Consider the following 24,174-nt stretch of genomic DNA (forward strand, 5'->3'; position numbering starts at 1 on the left):
ATGATTTAAGATTAAAAGGAGATTTGCATTCCTGCAGTGATAACTTTTAGTGGCGGCAAACGGTCGTACATCTGAAATTCCGGATCGGCACCTTTAAATTTGGTAAACGTCAAAAGATTTTGTCCGGTGATAGATATACGGCATCGCATTTTGTTGAGCCACTTCTCAGGAACATCATAAGTAAGAGCAATATTTTTAAGTCGTATGTATGAGGCATCGCTTATGCTCGCATCGCTTTCAGTATAATAAAAGTAAGCTTCATCGGCGGAGCCATTTGTAGCAGAATACATTTGATGAGGCGACACATCACCCGCATTTTGCCAATGGTCAGAAGTAGAGGCCAATTGATTGCTTCTTGTTCCTGGCATGTTAAAAGTGGTATTGGCGTTGTAGTTTTCCTGTTTAACAAATTGTAACAGAAAATCAAGCTGAAACTGCTTATACTTTAATTGGTTTTGCAGCCCTCCAAAAAATTTAGGATTTAAATTTTTCACCGTTTGTTTATCTTCCGGTTCACTTATAAAACCATCACCATTTACATCCTCAAACTGATAAAGACCTGTAGCAGGATCTACACCTGTAAAATGATACACCTTCACAATATTGATGGGTTGACCTATCACAAATTGATTGCGATAGCTTGATGCTTCCAATCCCGGAAACGATATAAGTTCATTTTTCGACGAAGATATATTGAAGTTCGTAGACCATGTAAAGTCCTTATTATGAAAATTAACCGAACGCAAGGTGATTTCCAATCCTCTGTTTTCAACGGTGGCATCCAAGTTGGCTTGCACCGAAGTAAATCCAGTTGTTCCCGGAAGCGGTATCCCGACCAGCTGATTCGAAGAACGGTTAGAATACCATCCGGCAGTTAAAAATATTCGGTCTTTAAGAAAGCCTGTCTCTAAGGCAACTTCAAATTTCTTGTTGGTTTCCCATCCAAAGGCGGGATTAAAAAGACGGCTTGGTTCAAGCCCCACAACTCCATCATACGATACACCAGTTGTAGTATAGGTATCAAGGAATTGGTAATCTCCAATTTGGTCATTTCCGGTCGTACCATAGCTCGCACGTAATTTTCCGAAACTTATAATTTTGTTGTCCTTAAGTACTTTTTCATTGGTAAATAACCAGGCAGCGCCAATGGCACCAAACGTTGCAAATTGCTTGCCAGGTCCAAAACGGCTTGAACCATCACGTCGACCTGTTAAGTTGATGATGTATGTATCATCCCATTTCAAATTCACTCGACCAAAGAAGGCCTGATACTTATAAACAGTTTCGTCATTTTGTGTTATGGTTACATTGGATGCAGCCGCTAGATTATAGATAAGGCTGTTACTCGGGAATCCCAATGCCTGATGCACAATCTGGTTTCCCGTTTTATTTTGAAAAGTGCCGCCGGCAAGTACTGAAACAGTTGCCTTTCCGTAGGTTTTGCTCCAATTTGTCTGCGGCTCAACAATCCATGACTGGCGACCGGAATTGTTGAGGAATAAAATAGAATTATCAGTTCCAATACCAAACGCAGGGTTATAAATGGTTGAAGGCGCCGTACTACTTTCTTGATGTCGCAGTTCAGTAAATCCAAATCCAGACTTTAACTCTAGATTCGGTAATACGTTATACGAAACTACAGAATTGGCGAGCAAATCATAAGTCAACGCACTGTACTTTCCGTTCAAGTGTCGCAACGGATTATTAAAAGTGTTATTCTGCCAATTTATATTTCCGTTAGCATCATATAGTGCTGGTGCATTCGGTGCCAATAACCTGGAGTCTCTCGTAAGGTCAAGATAGGGCTGATTATTGTCTTGCACCGTATAACCACCCGAAAACGAAATACGAAACTTTTTGTTTTCCGATTCGTGGTTGGCTGTCAAATGAATATTACCTTTTTTATACCTAAAGTCTCCCGGAAATACCGTCGTTTGTTTGGCAAAATTTCCACTCATTAAAAACTGTGTACTGCTGTTACCTCCCGAAACGGTTGCATTCAAATTAGTATACTCTGCAGTTCCACCCGTTAGTTCCTTCTGCCAGTCGGTGTATCGGTTTTGATCCCAAGCTCCGTTAAGGTCATACGCATTTGCCGGATAAGTAGTAATACCGTCATTCGCATAAGCTTCTCTGCGCATAGCAAGGTATTGTTCCGTATTCATCAAATCCATAAATCGGGTTACACGTCCTGCACCTTTAGAGTAGTTTGCAGTAAAACGGGTTTTTCCAATTTTACCTTTTTTGGTCGTGATCAATACAACACCGTTAGAACCACGTGAACCATAAATAGCCGTAGCATCGGCATCTTTCAGCACCTCAACATTTTCTATGTTGTCGGGACTTATACTGTTTAACGGACTTGATAAACCACCTAAAAGACTAGATGTAGAAAAGGAACCTATCGATTCAGAAGAGTACGGAATTGCGTCAATAATATACAATGGTTCATTACTGGTATTTCTTAAACTGTTTAGTCCTCGTATCTGTATAGAAAATCCACCACCAGGTACTCCTGTCGTTTGTGTTATATTAACTCCAGCCATCCGTCCTTGCATCGCAGCAAGCACATTGGTTACAGGCTGCTTCTCGATATCCTTTGCCGTAATTCTGGCAATACTTCCAGTCCGTTCTTTTTCCTTTACGGAGTAATAGCCCGCATTTATTGTGACTTCTTGAAGCATAGAAGTATCTTCCTGCATCATTAAATCAATCGTTTGTCGGTTGTTTATGTCTATTTCAATTGTCATATAACCGATGTAAGAAAAGATGATAGCATCGGTAGGATTGGCTGTAATGATGTAACTCCCGTTTAGATTGGAGAGAGTTGTTATTCCAGTACCTTTAACGGTTACTGTTACTCCTGGCAAAGCCCCGTTGACATCATTTACGGTTCCTGTAATAGTCTTGTTTTGTCCATAAACTCCTGATATGCAACACAAGAAAAAAATGTAATATAATTTAGGCAGTTCTATGACTACCCAAGTCTTGAAGAGTGAATATTTATTCATACTTTTGGTTAGTTTTAATGAAACATTAGTTTTGTTTGCTTTGGTCCTCTATACTCGTTTGGCGACAGGGTAGAGGGCCTTTTTTTGTGCTTTTGCCACGAAGACAACAAGGCACGAAGGTTTTTTGTGTTTAATTCATAGGCATATTAATTTGAAAGGTTTTTGAATAGGAAATGAAACCGCTATTGCTTGTTGCAGCCAAGCGCAAGCGGTTCCTTTCCCGACTAATTCAGTTAACTAAAAATGTATTACGAAACTTAAAAATGAAGCTTTGCCAAGAATTGAAGTGAGAAACCAATGGGAATAAAAAATGGCATGGAACTCAGCTTATTGCCTTAGAGGTACTGGTATACCGGGGAACAATAAGTGAGCCCACGCCATAGGACGTGAGCATCTTACTTATCATTTCGTTCCTTTTAAAATTACCAGTTTTCTAAGACGAAATTCAAAGCGAATGCTTCAAATATTTTTATATGAAGAATCGCAAATTTATGTAATTGGTAACAAATATAACAAAATATTTCAATATGCGCACTTTAGTACGCATTATTTTTTATTGATTGACTTTCCTTTGTTAGTATGATTGAAGCAAACAATATTATTTGTAAATATGTTTATAGAAACTGGATTGAATCATATAAATCACAGCGCTCTTTTGCATTAGATCATAACGTTGAAGAGAGTATAGTAAGAAAAATTAAAAATACTGCACTAAAAGTTGAAGGCTCAAATTATAACATACCTGTAAATACACTTAACAAAATTTGCGAGGCCAGAAACATAAAGCTTTCAGAGTTTTTTAAGTTAATCGATAAATAAAAAAAGATGCCAGTGGCATCTTTTTTTTGTGCTTTTCAGTTAGTTTGTCCATTTAGAATTAATACTTGTCCATTCGGGATTATTAGAATTTAGAATACTTTATTACTGGAATTGCCAATTTATCTTTGAAGGATGGAATGGTATGAGATAATAGGGTTTGTTGTGGTTTGGTTTGCTGGATTATGGCTAGGAGGGAAGGTTTATGAACGTTTGAGGAATAGGTATAATAATGAGAGTTGGAGGAATAGAGGTAAATAGAGGAGGTGGTGGGAGGAGCCTTTTTTGTATAAATTTTTATTTTTTTTCTGATAATGTGGAAAACCGTAAAACACTAAAATTCATAATAGTTACATTTGGAACTTAACTTAAATATTTTAATTATGGCATCATCACATGAAATCAGATGCATTAACAAATCTGATAGGACAAACATTCACGAAAGGATAGTTAATATCGGAGGTATCAATCAAGACGGCACACGTTGGAAAATAAGTCAAAGGGATGCTATTTCTGCGATTGAGGCTAACAAATGGCAGTTTTTTGTAGGACAAGGATTAAACAAAGTAGATGTCATTATTGCAGAAAGTGCTGCAGGTTATAAATACTTGAAAACCAAGAATGATACTACTACATCGAACAATCTTCTGAGTCTTCCTGAATGTCCATAAGTCTTTTAGAAACTTATTTTTAAAATAGGCTACATAGGGTAGCTTATTTTAAAACACTCCTAATAAAAAACGTTATTAGAATTGATATAGTTGAAAAGCACAAATAAAAATGCTATTGGCATCTTTTTTTTGTGCTTTTCAGGTGCTTGTCAATTCTGAATAAAAACTTGTCAAATCGGTAGCAACTGAGTTCAACATGTTTAAATTTCTTGATTACTATTCTATTTTTGACAGATGGAATGGTATGAGATAATAGGGGGGGATTGTTGGAATTGTAAAGAATTTGTTAATCTTAAATGTTATAATAAGATTTCGTTAATGCTGATTGATTACCTAATAAAACTAAACAGTCTTTATTTGACTGGAGCTCCATTCCTACAAGTACTTCGTCGCCATCTCCTTCAAACAATGTGTTAATCTGATTGTCAAAATAATCCATCATTTCGTCATAAGATGTTTGTAAAGACTTTTCAGTATTTAAAAATTCTTTAATGCAATAGTTTTCACAAGCAGTGTATAAGTGATAAAATTCATCATATGTAGCAAGTGCATCATCAATAAATCCAATAAAAGAATTGCATCCGTTTGCTAATAAAACTGGTCCCAGTTTTTTTGCACTTCTACAAGTCGCTGAAAAAACTAAAGAATTAATGAAATTATGTGCATTTGTTGCATTTACATAGGCACCGCAATTATTCATTACCATTTCGTTTTCATTGCCATGTGAGATACCAACAAATACTGAAGGACTTTGGTTAAATGCAGCTAGTAGACCACTTATATGCTCTATATTGCAAGTCATTCCATCCACAGAATTTGTAGATACATAATCCAATAGTGAAACATTATCAGTAATATCTTGGTAGCTAGTTTCAAAATATTCTCCTAACTCAAAATCATTATCATCGTAAACAATAATTTTATTTATCATCTAATTTCAATTTTTGACGACTAAATAGTTCAATGGCTAATTTTAATAGATTTCTCTCGAATTGGATACCAACTGACGTTTCTTTTCTTATGCTTTCTAAAATATCATTCATTGAATAAGCTTGACCATCCCGAGTTTTAAGAATTATTTGTTCTCTTTTTTCAATTGGGTGCCTCATTATCCAATCTTCAATAACGGCATCAATCCTAACATTAAGAGATGAAAGTGCATCATCCACTAATTCAATAATTTTTCGATAGTCCTGAGTAAAACTCTCAAGTTTAAATAAATCCTTATTGATAAGCATTTTAAGAGTTTCGCTATTAATTTCAGAAATTTTGCTTACAGTAATTAGAATTACATAAACCAAAGATGTCTTTTCCCTTATTTCACTGAAAACTTTTATACCATCTATTTCATTACCATCAAAGTTTTTATCTAATAAGACAACCATCTTGTTTCCAAGATTGGAAAGTACGTAATCCAACCCTTGCTGTGAATGTTGAAATAAAATAACATTTTCAAAGCCATACTTAATTCTCATTTCGACCATTATAGGTGAAGTCTCTTCTATATTGTCATGAATTACGACAACTTTTGTTGGTACTATCTCATTCATTTTTTTATTGATTAAAAGGTAATGTGATTTTAAATGTTGCTCCAAATTCTCCAAATTCACTATCGATTATTTCGATTTGACCGTTAAGCGATTTAATTTGTTTTTCAACTATAAATAATCCCACACCACCACCTCCTTGTTCGGCTGTACGGGTATTATATAGACCAAAAATCCATTGTTTATCTTCCGGGGCTATTCCGTATCCATTATCTGAGAAATATATCGTAAAATTATCTGTACCCAAAAATCCTGAGCATTTAATTTTTTTATCATTCACATTTTTTAAGGCTTTAATAGAATTAGAAATTAAATTTTGGAAAATATCCTGAAATGCTTTTTTATTAGTTTCGATAATGAATTCATCTTTCATATCAAGTGTTGTGTCTATACCTTCATTACTAAAAACAGCTTGATATTGATTTTCTATTAAATCCTTAATAAGAGATTTAACACTGAACTCTTCAAAGTTTTCATCAACGCTAGCATAACTTAACATAAAGTCTGTAACCCCAATTAGGGTATTCATTTCATTATATATTTGTGCAGCATATAATTTAAAATAATCATCAAATTGTGGATTTGGAAAATTTACTTTTAAAAATTCTGCTAAATGTTTGACCTTTGCAATTGAAGTTCTGACAGCATGTGCAACTAAAGATGCATATTCTTGCATTGAGACAATACTATAGAATATTTTTTCCTTTCGTTCAACTTCTTTTTGAAACCTCTTTTGCTCAGCAATTGCTTTATTTATTGTTGTATGCAATTCTTGCGACTGATTCTTCAAAAGGTCTATAACATCTTTAGTTTGTGGGCTAGATGTTTTTAAATCAGCAAAAATTTTATCGAGTTCTTTTTCAAAAAATTTAACATTGCTACCAGCATCAATAAGTTTGTTTTCAACTTCACTCCTTTTTGCTGTCCTTTCATACACTTTTAATTCTTCGAAAGCGGTTAGTTGCTCCAAAATAAACTCCTTCAGAGCACTGTATTCTTTATTATCAATGAAGTCTTGCCTGTTTGTTGCATCAATAATATTAGGATTATTTTCTTTAGTAATATCGACAACGCCGATTACTTCGCGTGTTCCAATTGTGTCAAAAGTTCCGCTCCATTTTCTTTTATCGAGTCCTAAAATGTCCCTTCTCTTATTTACATCGGCTTCATATTCGGCAAAAGGTGTTGCAATTATGCCGTCTCGGTATATTTTTATTCCGTCAATTCTGGTATCATTATTTTTGTAAGCACTGTTATACCTTCTTTTAGCGCTTTCATTGAAATAGTAAATTCTAAGTATAATTGGGCCAAAGCTTTTTATTTCTACATTTATTTTTTCAATTTGCCCATTAGATTCATTAAAAACCAGTGATTCTTGAGTCTTTTGTTCTTTATCAAAGCTAATTTCTGCATGATGTGAATAATACTTTAATGGTTCAGGTTTTACAGGAACATCTTCGTAATTTTTGAAATCATTACATTTCATTCGAATATCAAATGGCGGAGAGACAGGATAGAATGGTGATACTAACGTTGATAATTCTTTATACAATCTATCCAAGTCATTTTCTTGCCATTCGTCGCTAACTTTCGATATGATGATTTGAGTTCCTTGCTCATTAATATCTCCCTTTTCATAAGTATATGTGTTTTTAACGTCAGTGAATAGAGATAGTTGATTTTGAGCAGAGTTTTTGGATAATTCTTCGTATTCATCCCAATTTATGTTTACACAAAGCCAAGCATCTGTGCCCAGCTGCTTTGTTCTTATTTGTACTCGTTCACCAAGTTTGTCAACTGCAAATCTTCCAATTCCTTTTTCACCAACATATTTACGATTAAAAGGTTTGTCAGAATATAAGTTGGCTCGTTTGCTATTAGTTCCAACAACCATCCACTTGTCTTTAATATCTTCAAAAGACATTCCAATTCCATTGTCGGAAATAATAATTTTTTGAACTTCAGATTTTTTAGTGATGTTAAAAAATTGAATTTGAACTTCTTTTGCATTAGCATCGTAACAGTTTTTAACTAATTCAAAAACTGCGGTCACACGATCTGTAATTAAGTCTCTTCCGAGAAGACGAAAAGTGTTAACATCAAACCTCCATTGCAAAGTTTGATTATTATTATCCTCTTCCTGTGTTTTTTTATTTTGATTCAAGTGCTTTTATATGATTTTTTATACTCTTTGCAATCGCAATTCCTAATCCAACTGGAACTGCATTGCCAATTTGTCTAGCTATTTTTGGTGATGAGAATTCAGTATTTGGGTCAATAAACTTGTAATTTTCAGGAAAACTTTGAATTAATGCAGCTTCGCGTAAACTTATTGCTCGGTCTTGCTCAGGATGTCCAAAGCGCCCATTGCTAAGACCAATACAATAAGTTGTCATTGTCGGAGCTACATCATTCCATTTCATACGACCATAAACACTACCAAAATCTTTACCTGATTCCTTTTTATGGCATTCAAGCCATAAACTTTCATCCCAATCTTTCCAAGAACCACCTTCTTTAGTGGCCTGAATTCTTTTTTTATTTATTGTATTGAGTTTTTTTGCGTAATGCAATTGGTCAGTAGGGCAAAAAACACCATCCTCAATCTTTGGTAAGTGACCAATAGCTTCTTTAACTGTCTTGTATGTGTTTTTGTTGTGTGTTGGTGATATAATCGAAATTGGGCCTAATTTTGATGCCAGTAGAATTAATCGTTTTCTACGTTGGGCTACTCCATAATCTTGCGCGTTAAGTACTTTGTAGCTGATAAAATACTTTTTTTCTTCTAAGCGCTTAACGAAATCATCAAATATCTTTCCTCCATTAAAATTCAATAGCAGAGGAACATTTTCCATTGATACAATTTCAGGTTCAAGTTCATCAATTAAGTTGGAAAAGGAATACAATAGACCCCATTTGTCCTCTGGACGATTCTCGCAATTTGAACTATTTCTATTGTAAATGGAAAAAGGCTGACATGGAGCACAACCAACTAAAATTTTATACTTTCCTTTAGAGTATAGGTTACTAAGCTCAGTGGAGCTAAATTCTTTTACGTCTCTATGCAAAAATGTAGCATCATTATTTTCTTCGAATGCATAGGAACAAGAGTTGTCAAAATCAATACCTGCTTTAACCTTGAAATTTTCTTGAACGAAACCATGAGATAGCCCGCCAACGCCGCAGAATAAATCTACAACTTCAAAATTTGCAGGCGATATTTTTTTTTTATGTAAGTGCATTTAATATAGGGAATGTTCAAATGCGAATTTACATATTTTTATCTTAACTAATAAAAAAAAATAATGTAAGAAAAATTTACACAAACCATACAATCAATTAAAAAAAATACTTATCAAAGACGATTCAGAAGTAAGTGATTTTGTTTGCGCAATACTACACAATGTGTAGTGTTGCGCAAACAAAATATTTCTCAATCAAGATTAAAGATTACCGGTTTTTTACGATAAAAATAAGATTTAATCACCGCATAATTATAAAAACATATAGTTGTTGACTTTAAACTGGGATAAGTGAAAACTCATAAATCAGTTCCATTCGAAATATTACTTTTAAAATTGCCTAATTTTGATTTTAATAATTCCATGTCATCGCTTACTTTTTTATCCAAAACTTTGGCGTAATGTTGTGTAGTCCTTAAACTTCTATGCCCCAGCATTTTGCTGACGCTTTCTATGGGTACGCCATTTGTAAGGGTTATGGTGGTTGCAAAAGTATGTCTGGCAATGTGGAAGGTCAATTCTTTGTTGATGCCACAAACGTCTGCTATTTCCTTTAAATAGCTATTCGTTTTTTGGTTGCTTAAAACGGGTAGTAGTCTGTCTTCGTTTAAACATTGTGGATGGTTCACATATTTATGGATTATTTCTTCTGGGATCTGCAATAGGGGAATTCTCGAAGGTGTGTCTGTTTTCTGGCGATGGGTGAATATCCATCTTTGGCCATCAATGCCAATTTCTATATTTGATTTTTTAAGTTGAAAGACATCAATGTATGCCAAACCGGTGAAGCAACAAAAAATAAAGGCATCCTTAACTTGGTTTAGCCGGATTGTGGAAAATTCTTTTAGATAAATGGTGTTAATTTCTTCTTTTGAGAGGAATTCTCGTTCGACTTCTTTAACCTTTCCTTTGTAACTGAGAAATGGATCTCTTTCAATCCATTCATTGGCATAACAGGATTTTATGATTTTTCCAAAATTTCTAACATATTTAATAGTAGAATTGTTGTTGCAATTACGTACACTTCGGAGATAAAAGTCAAAATCATTGACGAAAGCCAAATTGACATCTTTTATTGGGATATCATTCAGTGCATAATTATGTTTAATAAAATCTTGAATATGATTCAGTGACGTTTCATATCGTTTGTGTGTATTTAGTGCATATTCTTTATCAATCAATGACTTCATTCGTTTGTTGTGTTCCTGGAAAATTGGAATCAGCATCCTCTGTTTTTCTTCAACACCTAAAAATGTGTTTTTGAAACTATTAGAGAATATTTTCTGGTTGTTGTTAATCATTGACTTTTCAGTTTCATACACTTTGTTTTTTAAAATATCAAGGTAACTATTAATTGTTCTGGCTTCTTCTGAATTGCCTTTGATTTTGCCAGCTTCAACTGACCATCTTGATTTTTCGACATATTTTGATGTGCTCACTTCTATGCGAACTCCGTCAACAGTAATTCTCAAATAAATTGGCACTAAACCATTCTTTAATACTTTGGCACTTTTTGTATAAAAAAGTATTGCAATTTTGTTTTTCATAATGTGGTGACTTTTTGAAGTTATTAAATTAGACTATTAATATTCTATTGTCAAGATGTTCATATTGTGAACCCCTTATTTTACAGGTGTCCCCGTGAAATTCGGGTACTTTTTTTTTGATTTTTTTAGGTACCCGAATTTGCACCCTCGACATTATGATTTAATGGTGATTTTAGAAAGTATTGAAAACAAAAATGCCCGTAAATCCTAAGATTTACGGGCATTTAGTTCTATTTGACAATAGGTTAGTGGAGTCGCCGAGAATCGAACTCGGGTCCAAACAAGCAACTAAAGAGCTTTCTACACGCTTATTTCCTGTTTGAGTTTTCGACGTTGGGCTAGGACAGAAACAACCACCAAACGCTTATCGTTTTAATTTCGAAATGACACCAACGCTTTATCAAATCTAGGTTTAAATTTACGATTCACCTTTATCGACCGCTATAAACCAAAGCTTTCGAGGTAAATCCTGCTCTCCTATCTGATAGGAGCGAGGCTAATCTTACTATGATTCAGATTATGCAGCAAGAGCGTAGTTTCCTTCGCCGTGTATGTGTTTTGAAACCTTTTATTAACGAGAATTGTCCCAGTTCTCGACGTGCTTACTTTTCAATTCGACTTGCTGTCAAAACCAGTCGACCCCATTTTTATTTTAAAAAAAAATTGAATTTTGAATTTGCAAAGATATGTTTTTTTTGTCGATTTTTTGGTTAGAATTTTAGATAAAAATGGTAAACTCAAAAGCTATTCGTCTTCCAATCGAAATGGATAATCACCAAATAATACAGACAATTTTCGGATATTGTAGGTGTTTCTTGTAAATTTATTAGACAAAGCAATTAGCGTTACTTTTTCTTTTGGTAAAGTTATAAATGCCGAAGTGTTACCATGCCACCATCCATTATGAAAATAAAAATTTTGTCCTGTGTCCCAGTTTATCATTCTAATTCCAAGTCCGTAATTCTTTGTGCCTTTGCGTTCGTTACTGTAACCTTTGTAAACTTGGGCAAGTAGTGCTGGTTCTAAAAACGATGGAGAATATCGTGCTCTGTCAAATTTCAGCAAATCACGAGGAGTGGAATAAATGTTTTTGTCACCATAAATAGCATCAAGATAATCCATTCCAATTTCCACTTTATTGCCTTTGTAGGATGGAGCAACTGTTTTTCTATCGGTATCATAATCCATTACAAAGGTATTTTTCATGCCGAGTGGCTTGAAAATAATTTGCTTCATCGCTTCTTTGTAGGTAAGTTTGGTGGTTTTTTCTATAATCAAAGCCAACATGGCATAATTAGTATTACAATAGGTAAAACGTGAGTCGGTTTTATATTCTAAAGCTATTTTTTTTGTGGCCATGATGGTCAATAAATCTTGATTAGTAAGTATTTTATGACTGTCCCAAACTTGGGGATCGCGATCTGTAAAATAAGCATAACTGCGCATACCGCTTCTATGATTGAGTAGTGTTCGTATAGTTACATCTGGATAAGGAAACTCCTTGAGAATGGTAGTTACTTTTTGGTTTAAATCGATTCTTTTTGCGTTAACCAATTTTAGAATTGCTGTTGCAGTCAGGACTTTGCTGACCGAAGCTATATGTAGTGGAGTTTTGCTTGTGATACGAGTTTTGTCTCTAAAGTTGGCATAACCTTCATATTTTTCGTAGATAATTTGACCGTTTTTTGCCACGAGAAAACTACCATTGGCACTATTATTCCAGTTTTTTGTATAAAAAGAATCGATACTTCTTTTTTTAGAGTCGATGTAATCGGCTGTAAGTTTGGGAGTTTCATTCTGTAAAGGTTTCATTTTTGGCAATGCATTTTTTGGAAGTTGAGCATCGCTTAAAGCCACTTTTTTCTCTTTGGAACAAGAACTAAAAACCAAAATCAATACGAGTATTTGTAGTATATTTGCGCTTTTTATAAAATTCATTTTTTTGTAGGTCTAAAAAAACAAATATATTGAATCAATCCTTCTTGGGTAATGTTATTTATAATTTTAAACACTATTTTATTAACATTAATAAAGGGTTTATTGACATTTTCTTTTTTTATAATTATTTTAAAATATTATTTCTAATTCATTAAAAATGTTATATTTGTAACAATAATTACATTTAAAGTTATATTAAAATAAAAAGTAGTACAAAAAATGAAATTCGGAATTATAAAAGAAAGAAAAAGTCCACCAGATAGACGAGTTGTTTTCTCTCCAGACGAATTGGCACGATTGAAACAGCAATACCACGAAGCGATAATAAAAGTAGAGAGTTCCGATATTAGAGTTTTTACAGATCAGCAATACAAAAGTTTTGGTATTGAAGTTACAAATGACATTTCGGATTGTGATATTTTATTTGGAGTAAAAGAAGTTCCAATTGCCGATTTGATTCCTAATAAAGCGTACTTCTTTTTTTCGCATACCATAAAAAAGCAAACTCACAACAGAAAATTGTTGCAAGCTATTTTAGAAAAAAACATTGACTTGTACGATCATGAAACCATAGTTGATGCGCATAATCGCAGGCTTATAGGTTTTGGGAAATATGCTGGAATTGTAGGTACATACAATAGCATTCGTGCTTTTGGAATAAAATTTGAATTATTCAAGCTGCCAAAAGCAGAAACACTTTCCGGGAAAGAAGCTTTGATTGTGCATCTGAAACGAGTTGTACTTCCACCATTAAAATTTGTAATCACAGGAACTGGAAAAGTGGGCAACGGTGTAAAAGAAATGCTTGACGCGATGAAAATTAAGGAAGTCTCGGTCGAAAATTATTTGGCAAAAAATTACACGCAACCGGTTTACACGCAAATTGATGTTTTAGAATACAACAAACGAGTTGATGGAAAAGTATTGGATTTCAATGATTTTTATCAAAACCCGCAGGAATACACCTCTGATTTTGAGCGATTTACAAAAGTTTCAGACATTTATATCACGGGTCATTTTCATGCCAATGCAGCACCAGCAATTTTGACTCGAGCAATGCTTCAATCCAAAGATTGCAAAATAAAAATTGTTGCTGATATTTCTTGTGATGTCAACGGACCAATCGCCTGTACCGTAAGAGCATCCACAATTGCAGAACCTTTGTACGGTTATTTGCCGAGCGAAAATAAGGAAGTAGATGTGTTTCATCCAGCAGCATTAGTAGTGATGGCGGTTGATAATTTGCCCTGTGAACTGCCAAAAGATTCTAGCGAAGGCTTTGGCGAAATGTTTATGGAACATGTAATTCCAGCTTTTTTTAACGGCGACAAAGACGGAATTCTGCAACGTGCTAAAATGACCGAAAACGGTAAGCTTACCAGTAATTTTTCTTATTTGCAGGATTATGTAGACGGAAAATAATTTAATTTTTTATTATAATCGAAAGCTTCTGCATGGTCAGGGGCTTTTTTTTTATATGATTTATATTCAAAAATTGTGATTATATTTGAAAATAAATCCTCACAATTTGAAAACCAAACAATTTATAGTATTCCTTTTTGGCTTGATGACACTTCAGTTATATTCACAGGAGTTGCTTCCTTTTGTTGAGAATTATAGCAAATCAAATTACCAGGGTGATAATCAGATTTGGAATGTTGCACAAGGAAATGATGATGCGATGTATTTTGCTAACAATCATTATTTGTTGCGGTATGATGATGTGAAATGGGAAAAATACCTGTTGCCGAACAAAACCATAATTCGTTCTATACTGATTGATGGCGACAAGATTTACTCTGGTTCTTACAAGGAATTTGGATATTGGTTTCGAAAGGACGGAAAGATGGAGTATGTTTCTATTTCGGATAAAACCAATGTTTTTGACGAGAACGAAAATGAGGAAATTTGGAAAATTTTTAAGCTCAATAACAAAATTTATTTTCAATCCTTTAATGAAATTTTTCTGTACGACGGAAAAAAAATAAAGAAAACCACACTTCCGTTTCTTATTTCCTATTGCTTTGTTGTTGATAATCAACTCTTGATTGCATCGGTTGGAAGTGGAGTTTATAAAATGAATAATTTGAAACCTGAAAAGGTAAAAGGCTGGGAAATTTTAGAAAATAATATTATACATGCCATAGAAAAACATGAAAACCAAACATTTGTTTTTACTCAAAAAAACGGCATTTATATTGCAAAAAATGGTACTTTGAGTACTTGGAATAATCCATTAAACGAAATTTTAAAAAAAGGGATTATCAATGTTGCTAAGTTTATAAAAAACGATAAACTTGTAATTGGTACAGCGAGCAAAGGAGTTTTTATTTTTGATTTAAATAGCAATACTTATAAAAACATCAACAGAAATAATGTGTTGATGAACAACTCCATATTAAGTATTTGTCAAGACAAAGAAAATGATTTATGGCTGGGTTTAGACAACGGTATTGCTCATGTTGAGGTCAATTCTCCTATCTCTATTTTTTATGATAATTCTGGGAATTTAGGCTCTGTATATTCGGTAGCAACTACTCCAAAAGGCTATTTGATGGCTTCTAATCATGGTATTTTTGAATACGATAATCATAGCCTTTCCTTGATTTCAAATACACAAGGACAAGCTTGGAATATTAGCAAAATAAACAGCAAATATCTCATAGGTCACAACGAAGGCACTTTTGTTTATGATAACGGTTCATTCTCAAAATTGAATACGGTAAATGGAGGATGGAATTTAACAAAAAGCAGCATCAATAATTCTTATTTGCAAGCAACTTATAGTGGTGTTTTAATTTATAATGATAGTAATGATTTATCTCAAAAAATAGTTGTAAAAGGACTTTTGAAACCCATAAAATATGTCGCTCAAAATCGAAAAAATGAAATATGGGCAGCCGATAATTACCGAGGTTTGTATCGAATTTTATATAATGACAATTACGAAACTACTAAAGTAGAGAATGTTACACAGCGTTGTAAAATCACGAATGATTTTAGCGTAAAAATATTTGAATTCCGCAATGAAGTTCTTTTTCTAATACATAATTCTTGGTACACTTACAATCCGATTACCAATCAATTAGTAGAAAATCAATTGTTTAACACCAATTTTAAAAACGTTTCGGATATTGTTTCTATTGATGAAAATCATTTTTTGGTACAACAAGAAGGGCTTTTGTATCATATTTATGCCAATGAAAACAAGTTTATTTGGAACAGCATTCAAGAGAAATATTACAAAGGAAAAATCATTAATGACAATTTAAAAATTTTCAAAAATCGAGATAATTATTTGCTAAATTTAGATGATGGCTTTATTTCGATTCAATCAAAATATAAAAATAAGCAAAGCACGAATATAAAAATTGAAGCTTACAATAACGATAATTTAGTTCAAAACAAATCAAAAATTAGCTACAATTCAGAGTTGCGGATAAATGTAATTTCAGGAATATTTGGAGCTACAAAACCCAATTTGTTTTATAAAATAGATGATGGTACAGATTTTATTTCTGTAAAAGAAGGCTTAATCGTTTTAAACAACTTGAGCAATGGTTCGCATGATGTCGCTATTTTTTATCACGATGGATTGAGCTACACAAAAATTTCAAATTTCAAATTTACAGTGGCAAAACCTTGGTATTTTTCATTTTGGATGATTCTGCTCTATCTCGTCGTTATTGGAGTGATTTTATACCTTTATTATAAATGGAATAAAATGCGTTACATTCAAAAATTAGAATTGCGTGAGGAAGAATTAAAACATCAGAAAAAAATTCTAGAAATGGAGTTGAAAGCCGAAAATGAATTGAATACTCAAGAATATGAAAAGCATATTCTAGAAATCGAAATACAATCAAAATCATCAGAAGTTGCGGGTAAATCGCTCTCGATAGCAAAGCAAAGCGAAATGATTGAGAATATTCAAGGAATTTTAGACAATGAAACCGACTTCAATAAGCTAAAAAGTGAAATTAAAAAAGCCATAAAAATTAACGCTGTAAACAAGCATGAATGGGAAACTTTTGAAACAAATCTGAATCAAATTCACAATGAGTTTATAATCAATCTTTCTAAAAAATATCCAAACCTAACCTCAAAGGATATTAAACTTTGTATCTACCTAAAAATGAATCTGTCTTCGAAAGAAATTGCACCAATGATGAATATTTCTTTTAGAAGTGTAGAGTTACACAGGTATCGTTTGCGCAAGAAATTAAACCTTGTTCAGGATGAAAACCTCTCTAAATTTTTATTAACTGTATAAATAGGTGGTTTTTTTTATGGATACTATTTTTTTTCTAGTAGTTTATTGCAGAATCACAACACATCATTACTACATCATTTAGTCAAACTACATCATTTTAGTACAGCTTAAAACACCTTAAATCATTGATTTTATCAATAATTTCGGTACTTTGATGTATTTATGTAGTAACTGTATTTAACATGTAGCAACGCAGTAATACTATAACTTCGTTCTACTAACTTTAACAAATTATTAATTTATGAGAAATTTTATTTTTAGCTTTTTAGCACTCATTTTACTTCCAGCCTATATGTCTGGTCAAGTAATTAAAGGAAAAGTATTAGATTCCAAAGGCATAGGAATTCCTGGCGCAATTGTCGTTGCAGCAGATTCTAAAACTACGGCTGATACCGATTTTGATGGAAATTTTAATATCAATGCCAAAGTGGGAGAAGTATTAAAAATTAGCATGATAGGTTTTGATACTTTATCTGCAACCGCATCTTTGGACGCAATAACAATAACGTTGCAAGAATCTAAAGACATGGAATTGAAAGAAGTGGTTGTCATTGGGTACGGAACACGAAAGAAAGCTGACAACACTGGAGCAATTTCGCAACTTTCGGCTGCAGATATAACTAAATCTAAAGTCCTCAATGCCACACAAGCCATACAAGGTAAAGCGGCTGGTGTCCAGGTTATTGGAACCGATGTTCCAGGAAGTTCACCGTCACTTATTATTAGAGGAATTGGAACTTATGGCGCAGATAGAACACCACTATATGTTGTTGATGGTATACCAACCAAAAATATTGGAAACATAAATTCTAATGATATTGCGTCATTTGATATTTTAAAAGATGCTTCCTCGTTAGCTATTTATGGAAATCAAGCTGCAAATGGAGTTGTGATTATTACTACCAAAAAGGGAAAAGGAGATAAAACTACTGTTGAATATGATGGTTTCTACGGAGTGAGAACGCCACTTAAAACAGTTAAAATGGCTGGCTCAAATCATTTTGCTTACTATTCTGATGTTGCTGAACAAAACACTAGATTCTCTACAGATCAATTGTATAATACAAATTGGTTCGACGAAATCACTAGATTAGGTACATATTCATCAAACAATTTGTCATTATCTGGTGCTTCCGAAAAAATCAACTATTTGTTTAGTTTGAATTATTATGACGAAAAAGGAGTTCTTGACGGATTGAATTTTCAACGTTTTACTTTTAGAAACAACAACGATTACAAAATTTCTGATAAGTTTAAAATAATGCAAACCGTGAGTGTATCTTTCTCTAAATCTACACCAAAACCATTATCAGCTTTTACAGCTGCTTACAAACAATCGCCTTTAGTTCCTGTTAGATATCCTAACGGAAGATGGGGAATGCCTATTATTGGTACAGATGGACAAGCTTCTACAACTGGTGCTTTGTTTAACAATGTAGGAAACCCAGTAGCGCAATTAGAATATTTTACTGAAGAACAAAAAAGTTTATTATTTCAAGGAAGCCTTGGTGCTGAATACAAAATTTTTAAAGAATTGAAGTTCACCTCAAGATTAGGAGTTGAATATAATAATTGGAAAAAATTTGCTTACACACCATCTCGTGAACTTTGGTTAGCGGCAGATCCAACAAGAGATGTGGCAAATTATTCTGCTTCTGAACCTACAAACGAATTGGCAACTGCAAGAAGTGATTATTTCAATTGGAATTTTGATAACTTTTTGACTTATAATAAAAAATTTGCTGACATTCACGACGTTGAAGTAACAGTAGGTATGTCTGCTCAAGAATGGGGAAGTAAGGAAGAATTAGAAGTAAAAGGAAGAAATGTTCCTGAAAATTCCAATTATTGGAATTTGAATTTATCAAACTCTCCGTCTAATAATGTAGTTACCAAACACGTTATTGGAAACCAAAAAAACTTAATTGGTTATTTTGCTCGTTTTCAATATTCATTAATGGAAAAATACCTTTTGACTGGGACAATTCGTAGAGATGGTTCTTCACAATTTGGTGCTGATAACAAATGGGGTAATTTTCCGTCATTTGGTTTAGGCTGGGTTGTTTCTAAAGAAGATTTCTTGAAAGACAGCAAAGCAATAAACTACTTAAAACTTCGTGGAGGTTGGGGAAGATTAGGAAATCAAAATGTGCCTATTAATCAACAAACATTTAGTACAGGCAACGGATTAGGATATGATTTTGGAGGATCACTTTACTCCGGAACGACTATTGGTGCTTTTATTGACCCTACTTTGGGTTGGGAAATCACCCAAGAAACTTCAATAGGTTTAGACTTTAAAACAGTAAATAATAAATTATCGGGATCAATTGATTGGTATGATAAAAACACATCAAATGTAATTCTAAATGTTACACCGCCACTTACTGTAGGTACAGGTTCAACTCCAGCACACGCAGGTGAAATTACAAATACAGGATTTGAAGTTGCCTTGAGATGGGACGATAAAATTGGCGAAGATTTTAAATATTGGGTTGGTGCTAATTATTCTAATAATAAAAATGAAGTTTCTAATGTTTACAATCCATTAGCAATAAAACAACAAGGCGGAGGAATAGGTAACGGACAATATACCAAGCAACTAGCAGAAGGACAACCATTAGGTAGTTTTTATTTATGGGAAGTAGCTGGATACGATGCTTCGGGAAATTTTACGTATTATGACAAAGACGGTGTTATCACTTCTACACCAGCTGAAACAGATAGAAAATTCTTTGGTTCCTCTTTGCCAACCTATTATTATGGTGTAAATCTAGGTTTCCAATATAAAAATATCGATTTCTCTGTAGATGGATATGGAGTTGGCGGAAACAAAGTTTATAATGGCAAAAAAGCACAACGTTTTGGTAACGAAAACATCGAGGCTGCTATTGCTACAGATTTTTGGACCACTACAAATACCAATGCAGGAAATCCAGCACCATTTAATTCAGTTCCATTATCGTCAAATTATTATTTAGAATCTGGCGCTTATTTTAGAGTAAACAACATCACTTTAGGCTATACTTTACCAAAAGTATCAAGTGCTATCTCTTCTTTGAGAATATATGCCAGTGCTATAAATCCATTTATTTCTCAAAAATTCACAGGATATTCACCAGAACTGAATAATGATGGCGACCCAATGGGAATGCAAGGAATAGAGCTTGATGCCTATCCTACATTGAGTTCATTCATTATTGGTGCTAACTTAAAATTTTAATATCATGAAAAAAATATTCATACCCATAACTTTAGTAACTATTGCACTATTTTCAAATAGTTGCTCTAATGATTTCTTAGATGTTCCTCCAACGGAGAACATAGCCGAATCTGATTTATTAACTATTTATAATAATGATGCTGGTGCAAAAAGTTTTGTGACCGCTATTTATAGCAAATCACTCGACTGGAACATGAGTTCGTTCTCATGGAACGGATTATCAAGTATGACCTCTGACGATGCTGATAAAGGATCAGATCCAGGTGATACTGGAGCAGATAAAGACAAATGCGATGCACTAACTCTAGATGCAACTTCACTATCTGCACAGGAAGTTTTCGAGGCTAATTATCAAGGAATTAGTAGAGCAAATATTGCTTTATTATACCTTCCAAAATTAGATAAAGCTAACGCTGCTCTAAAAACAAGATTAACTGGTGAAGCAAAATTTCTTCGCGCTTTGATGTACTTTAATTTGGTAAGATGTTTTGGCGGTGTTCCTATTGTGGATCACGTTCCAGTACCATCTTCTACCGAAGATACTGATATGACACTTACTCGTAAATCTAAAGAAGAAGTGTATGCATTTATTGTAGCTAATTTATTAACAGCTATCGATGCGTTACCTGAAAAATCTGGATATACAGCTGGTGATTTAGGTAGAGCGACTAAAGGTGCTGCACATGCTTTACTAGCAAAAGTATATTTATATCAAGGCAATTGGCAAGGAGTTAAAGCACAATGTGCATTAGTAACAGGATATAATTTAACACCAAATTATGCTACAATTTGGAGAGAAGCTGGAGAAGACAATATAGAATCTATTTTCGAAATTCGAGGTTACGGTGGAAACCCTTCTCAAGGAATAGAAGGTTATATGGTTTCACAAGGAGCAAGAGGAACAAGTGGTTGGGGTTGGGGTTTCAATACACCAACAGCAAATTTGGCTAATTCTTATGAAGTTGGCGATCTTCGAAAAGATGCCACCATTGTTTTTGCTGGAGAAACCATGTGGGACGGAAGAGTAGTTTCGCCACTTGTTGCCAATCCAATGTACAACGAGAAAGCTTATGTTAGCAATACTGCAGAAGCGTTCAATGGTGACTGGGAAACAACAAAAAACATTCGAGTTTTGAGATATGCTGAAGTATTATTGATGCAAGCCGAAGCTGCCAACGAAAGTGGTTCTGGAGATGTAATTGGCCCTTTGAATACTATCAGAAACAGAGCTGGTTTAGCAAATACAACTGCTACTGGTCAAGTAGGATTAAGAACTGCAATTAGAGCAGAACGAAGACACGAATTGGCTTTTGAACACGACAGATGGTTTGATTTAGTGAGAACTGGTCAAGCACAAAGTGCTATGGCTGCTGATGGAAAAACTTTTGTAGTTGGAAAACATGAATTATTCCCGATTCCTCAAAAATTCATTACTCAAGCCGCAGGAAAATCAACTCAAAATCCAGGTTATAATTAAAAGGCCAACAACTTCAACCCTTTTTTTAAGGGTTGAAGTTTAAGGCAGTTTGGTTTAAATATTATAAAAATAGAATCCAAAAATGATTAAAATATCAATCTTATTTGCATTTTTCCTATTTACTGGTTGCGATTCTTCTGGGTCGAAGCCAAGTGGGCCAGTTGTTGTTCCTCCAGTAGAAGTTCCTGTTGTAAAACTCACAGACGAAGAACTGATGGATTTAGTACAAAAACAAACCTTCGCTTATTTTTGGAATTATGCGCAACCCAATTCTGGAATGGCACGAGAGCGATACCATCCTCAAGACCCAACTTATGACGAACATATTGTTACAACAGGTGGTTCAGGTTTTGGTTTAATGGCTATAATTTCGGCAATGTCTCGAGGTTATATCAGTAGAGATCAAGGCACAGAAAGGCTCAATAAAATTGCTAATTTTTTGGCAACTGCTGATCGTTTTCATGGAGCATGGTCACATTGGATAAACGGAAACACAGGACAAGTTATCCCTTTTGGAACTAAAGATAATGGTGGCGATTTAGTTGAAACCTCATTTTTAGTAGCTGGAATGATAACCGTTCGTGAATATTTAAAAAATGGCACAACCAGCGAAAAAGCTTTGGCTCAAAAATTCGATGATCTTTATAAAGGAGTCGATTGGCAATGGTACACTAACGGTCAGAATAAATTATTTTGGCATTGGTCTCCCAATTATGCTTGGCAAATGAATTTTCCGCTCGAAGGCTATAACGAATGCTTGATAACCTATGTCATGGCTGCAGCTTCGCCAACACATCCAATTGCACCTATTGCTTATCACGAAGGTTGGGCGAGAAGTGGCGCGATAGTTTCGGCTAGAACTAAATACAATTTGCCATTGATTTTAAAACACAATGGTGCAGAAGAATTTGGTGGTCCATTGTTTTGGGCTCATTATTCGTATTTAGGTTTAGACCCACATCAATTAACTGATCAGTATGCTAATTATTGGGATTTAAATTCAAATCAAGTCAAAATTGATTATTTGTATTGTGTTGCAAATCCTCTAAGCTACAAAGGTTATGGCGCAAATTATTGGGGATTATCTGCATCATATTCTAGAAATACTGATGGAACAATAGGGTATGACTCACACATGCCAAGCAACGACAAAGCAGTTATTTCGCCAACAGCGGCAATAAGTTCGATTGTTTATACACCTATAGAATCTAAAGCGCTCATGCGTAATTTATATGAAAATTATAATAAAGATACTTGGGGAGTTGCTGGATTTTATGACGCACACAGTCAGCAATACAATTGGTCAGCACAACGCTATTTAGCTATAGACCAAGGACCAGAAATGGTCATGTTAGAAAATTACCGATCCGGTTTAATTTGGCAATTATTTATGAATGCTCCAGAGGTAAAACAAGGTTTGATTACTCTTGGATTTCATTCTGGTAAATACGGATTTTAAAAAAAAGTAACTATTAATTATTAATTATTAAAAATTTAAAATATGAAAAATAGTATAAAAATAAGCTGTCTAATGGCAGTGATTTCTTTGCAGTTATTCACAAGTTGTTCCGATAATGTTGACAGCAATGAGCCGTTACCTTATCCGCCAATTGGTGGATATGAGACTTCTGATGATATTGCAAAATCTAATTTAATTGTAAAATTAGGTTTTGAAGACAACATTAATGATGCTTTTAATGGTGCTACTGGCGGAGTTGCAACGAATGTTACCTATGTAGAAGGCGTAAAAGGAAAAGCATATAATGGTACTTCAACAAGCTTTGTGGGTTATAGCGCATCAAGTGCAAAACTTATTGGTTTAAAAAGTATAACTAGTTCAATGTGGATTAAAACTTCGCCTGGTTCTGGCGCTCAATGCTTGTTTATGTTACCAAAAACATCCGATTTTTTTGGTAATATTTTTGTGTTAATTGATGGTTCTAGTAACGGAAACATGAATTTAAAAGTTCATATTCAAAAAACGGGTGCTGATTGGAGTGGTCAATGGATGGAACATGTTGGCAATAATGCTTTACCAAATATGTATGGGGAATGGAAACAATTAGTTTGGACTTATGATGCCACAACATCTAAATATAAAATGTATGTAGACGGAGAAAAATTAAACCTTTCGGATGGATTTACAAATAGATATGCAAGTGATCCATCAAACGGAGGATTGCCTTTAGGAGGTTTAGTTAATTCGGATGCTTCCAAATTTGTTATTGGAGGTTTTCAACAGCATTTAGGAGCACCATGGGGAACTCCAGAACCTTGGATGATACCATACACGGGTCTAATGGACGAATTTAGAATTTATGATATAGCACTTTCTGATGTAGAAGTTAGATTTTTGTATAAACTAGAAAAAAGTAAAAGATAGTATTTTAACTAAAAACAGACAGCCAAATTCGTTACTATCTGTTTTT

The 24,174-nt window shown here is 33.9% G+C and carries 14 protein-coding genes and 1 other RNA gene; 7 read left to right on the plus strand and 8 right to left on the minus strand.

The window, feature by feature from the left end; genetic code table 11:
* Positions 1 to 11: 11 nt before the first annotated feature.
* Entirely contained in the window at positions 12 to 3,011 is a 3,000-nt protein-coding gene (locus RMO70_RS04265) for a SusC/RagA family TonB-linked outer membrane protein (RefSeq protein WP_310555185.1), read from the minus strand.
* Positions 3,012 to 4,210: 1,199 nt separating this feature from the next.
* Between RMO70_RS04265 and RMO70_RS04270 the strand changes: the two genes are divergently transcribed.
* Complete coding sequence (locus tag RMO70_RS04270) at positions 4,211 to 4,498, plus strand: DUF3892 domain-containing protein (RefSeq protein WP_310555186.1); 288 nt, start codon at positions 4,211 to 4,213, stop codon at positions 4,496 to 4,498.
* Positions 4,499 to 4,790: 292 nt separating this feature from the next.
* On the opposite strand, the gene RMO70_RS04275 is transcribed toward RMO70_RS04270, so the two are convergent.
* From RMO70_RS04275 to RMO70_RS04305, 7 genes are all read right to left on the minus strand, one after another.
* Positions 4,791 to 5,429, minus strand: coding sequence for a hypothetical protein (locus tag RMO70_RS04275; RefSeq protein WP_310555187.1), 639 nt, complete (start codon positions 5,427 to 5,429; stop codon positions 4,791 to 4,793).
* The gene (locus tag RMO70_RS04280) at positions 5,419 to 6,048 is read right to left on the minus strand and encodes a hypothetical protein (RefSeq protein WP_310555188.1); all 630 of its coding nucleotides are present in this window, start codon (positions 6,046 to 6,048) and stop codon (positions 5,419 to 5,421) included. The genes RMO70_RS04275 and RMO70_RS04280 overlap by 11 nt, the downstream gene beginning before the upstream one ends.
* Before the next feature lie 4 nt (positions 6,049 to 6,052).
* The gene (locus RMO70_RS04285) at positions 6,053 to 8,209 is read right to left on the minus strand and encodes a sensor histidine kinase (RefSeq protein ID WP_310555189.1); all 2,157 of its coding nucleotides are present in this window, start codon (positions 8,207 to 8,209) and stop codon (positions 6,053 to 6,055) included.
* Positions 8,196 to 9,287, minus strand: a complete 1,092-nt coding sequence (locus RMO70_RS04290; RefSeq protein ID WP_310555190.1) for a DNA cytosine methyltransferase — start codon at positions 9,285 to 9,287, stop codon at positions 8,196 to 8,198. Before RMO70_RS04290 ends, RMO70_RS04285 begins: the two co-directional genes overlap by 14 nt.
* Positions 9,288 to 9,586: 299 nt before the next feature.
* On the minus strand, positions 9,587 to 10,834 hold the full coding sequence (locus tag RMO70_RS04295) for a site-specific integrase (RefSeq protein WP_310555191.1): 1,248 nt from the start codon (positions 10,832 to 10,834) through the stop codon (positions 9,587 to 9,589).
* A 246-nt stretch (positions 10,835 to 11,080) separates the two neighbouring features.
* Positions 11,081 to 11,477: a transfer-messenger RNA gene (gene ssrA / locus RMO70_RS04300) on the minus strand.
* Between the two features lie 101 nt (positions 11,478 to 11,578).
* Positions 11,579 to 12,772 (minus strand): serine hydrolase domain-containing protein, encoded by a 1,194-nt coding sequence (locus tag RMO70_RS04305; protein ID WP_310379857.1) that lies wholly within the window; start codon positions 12,770 to 12,772, stop codon positions 11,579 to 11,581.
* 219 nt (positions 12,773 to 12,991) lie between these two features.
* Here RMO70_RS04305 and RMO70_RS04310 point away from each other — a divergent pair, with 219 nt between their 5' ends.
* From RMO70_RS04310 to RMO70_RS04335, 6 genes are all read left to right on the plus strand, one after another.
* Positions 12,992 to 14,194: an NAD(P)-dependent oxidoreductase gene (locus RMO70_RS04310; RefSeq protein WP_310379855.1), complete on the plus strand. Its 1,203-nt coding sequence runs from the start codon at positions 12,992 to 12,994 to the stop codon at positions 14,192 to 14,194.
* Positions 14,195 to 14,300: 106 nt separating this feature from the next.
* Positions 14,301 to 17,045, plus strand: coding sequence for a two-component regulator propeller domain-containing protein (locus RMO70_RS04315; RefSeq protein ID WP_310379853.1), 2,745 nt, complete (start codon positions 14,301 to 14,303; stop codon positions 17,043 to 17,045).
* 241 nt (positions 17,046 to 17,286) lie between these two features.
* The gene (locus RMO70_RS04320; protein ID WP_310555192.1) at positions 17,287 to 20,268 is read left to right on the plus strand and encodes a TonB-dependent receptor; all 2,982 of its coding nucleotides are present in this window, start codon (positions 17,287 to 17,289) and stop codon (positions 20,266 to 20,268) included.
* Between the two features lie 4 nt (positions 20,269 to 20,272).
* Positions 20,273 to 21,745 (plus strand): RagB/SusD family nutrient uptake outer membrane protein, encoded by a 1,473-nt coding sequence (locus tag RMO70_RS04325; RefSeq protein ID WP_310555193.1) that lies wholly within the window; start codon positions 20,273 to 20,275, stop codon positions 21,743 to 21,745.
* 82 nt (positions 21,746 to 21,827) lie between these two features.
* Positions 21,828 to 23,204 (plus strand): glucoamylase family protein, encoded by a 1,377-nt coding sequence (locus tag RMO70_RS04330; protein WP_310379847.1) that lies wholly within the window; start codon positions 21,828 to 21,830, stop codon positions 23,202 to 23,204.
* A gap of 42 nt (positions 23,205 to 23,246) precedes the next feature.
* A complete protein-coding gene (locus RMO70_RS04335; RefSeq protein ID WP_310379845.1) occupies positions 23,247 to 24,128 on the plus strand; it encodes a LamG domain-containing protein in 882 nt (293 codons plus the stop codon).
* Positions 24,129 to 24,174: the final 46 nt, after the last annotated feature.

Source organism: Flavobacterium sp. (assembly GCF_031422135.1).
Classification (GTDB): Bacteria; Bacteroidota; Bacteroidia; order Flavobacteriales; family Flavobacteriaceae; genus Flavobacterium.

Bases quoted from the DNA above. Each gene is read 5' to 3' on its own strand.
- RMO70_RS04265 (WP_310555185.1), bottom strand. From the start codon at position 3,011: ATGAATAAATATTCACTCTTCAAGACTTGGGTAGTCATAGAACTGCCT.
- RMO70_RS04270 (WP_310555186.1), top strand. From the start codon at position 4,211: ATGGCATCATCACATGAAATCAGATGCATTAACAAATCTGATAGGACA.
- RMO70_RS04275 (WP_310555187.1), bottom strand. From the start codon at position 5,429: ATGATAAATAAAATTATTGTTTACGATGATAATGATTTTGAGTTAGGA.
- RMO70_RS04280 (WP_310555188.1), bottom strand. From the start codon at position 6,048: ATGAATGAGATAGTACCAACAAAAGTTGTCGTAATTCATGACAATATA.
- RMO70_RS04290 (WP_310555190.1), bottom strand. From the start codon at position 9,287: ATGCACTTACATAAAAAAAAAATATCGCCTGCAAATTTTGAAGTTGTA.
- RMO70_RS04295 (WP_310555191.1), bottom strand. From the start codon at position 10,834: ATGAAAAACAAAATTGCAATACTTTTTTATACAAAAAGTGCCAAAGTA.
- RMO70_RS04305 (WP_310379857.1), bottom strand. From the start codon at position 12,772: ATGAATTTTATAAAAAGCGCAAATATACTACAAATACTCGTATTGATT.
- RMO70_RS04310 (WP_310379855.1), top strand. From the start codon at position 12,992: ATGAAATTCGGAATTATAAAAGAAAGAAAAAGTCCACCAGATAGACGA.
- RMO70_RS04320 (WP_310555192.1), top strand. From the start codon at position 17,287: ATGAGAAATTTTATTTTTAGCTTTTTAGCACTCATTTTACTTCCAGCC.
- RMO70_RS04325 (WP_310555193.1), top strand. From the start codon at position 20,273: ATGAAAAAAATATTCATACCCATAACTTTAGTAACTATTGCACTATTT.
- RMO70_RS04330 (WP_310379847.1), top strand. From the start codon at position 21,828: ATGATTAAAATATCAATCTTATTTGCATTTTTCCTATTTACTGGTTGC.
- RMO70_RS04335 (WP_310379845.1), top strand. From the start codon at position 23,247: ATGAAAAATAGTATAAAAATAAGCTGTCTAATGGCAGTGATTTCTTTG.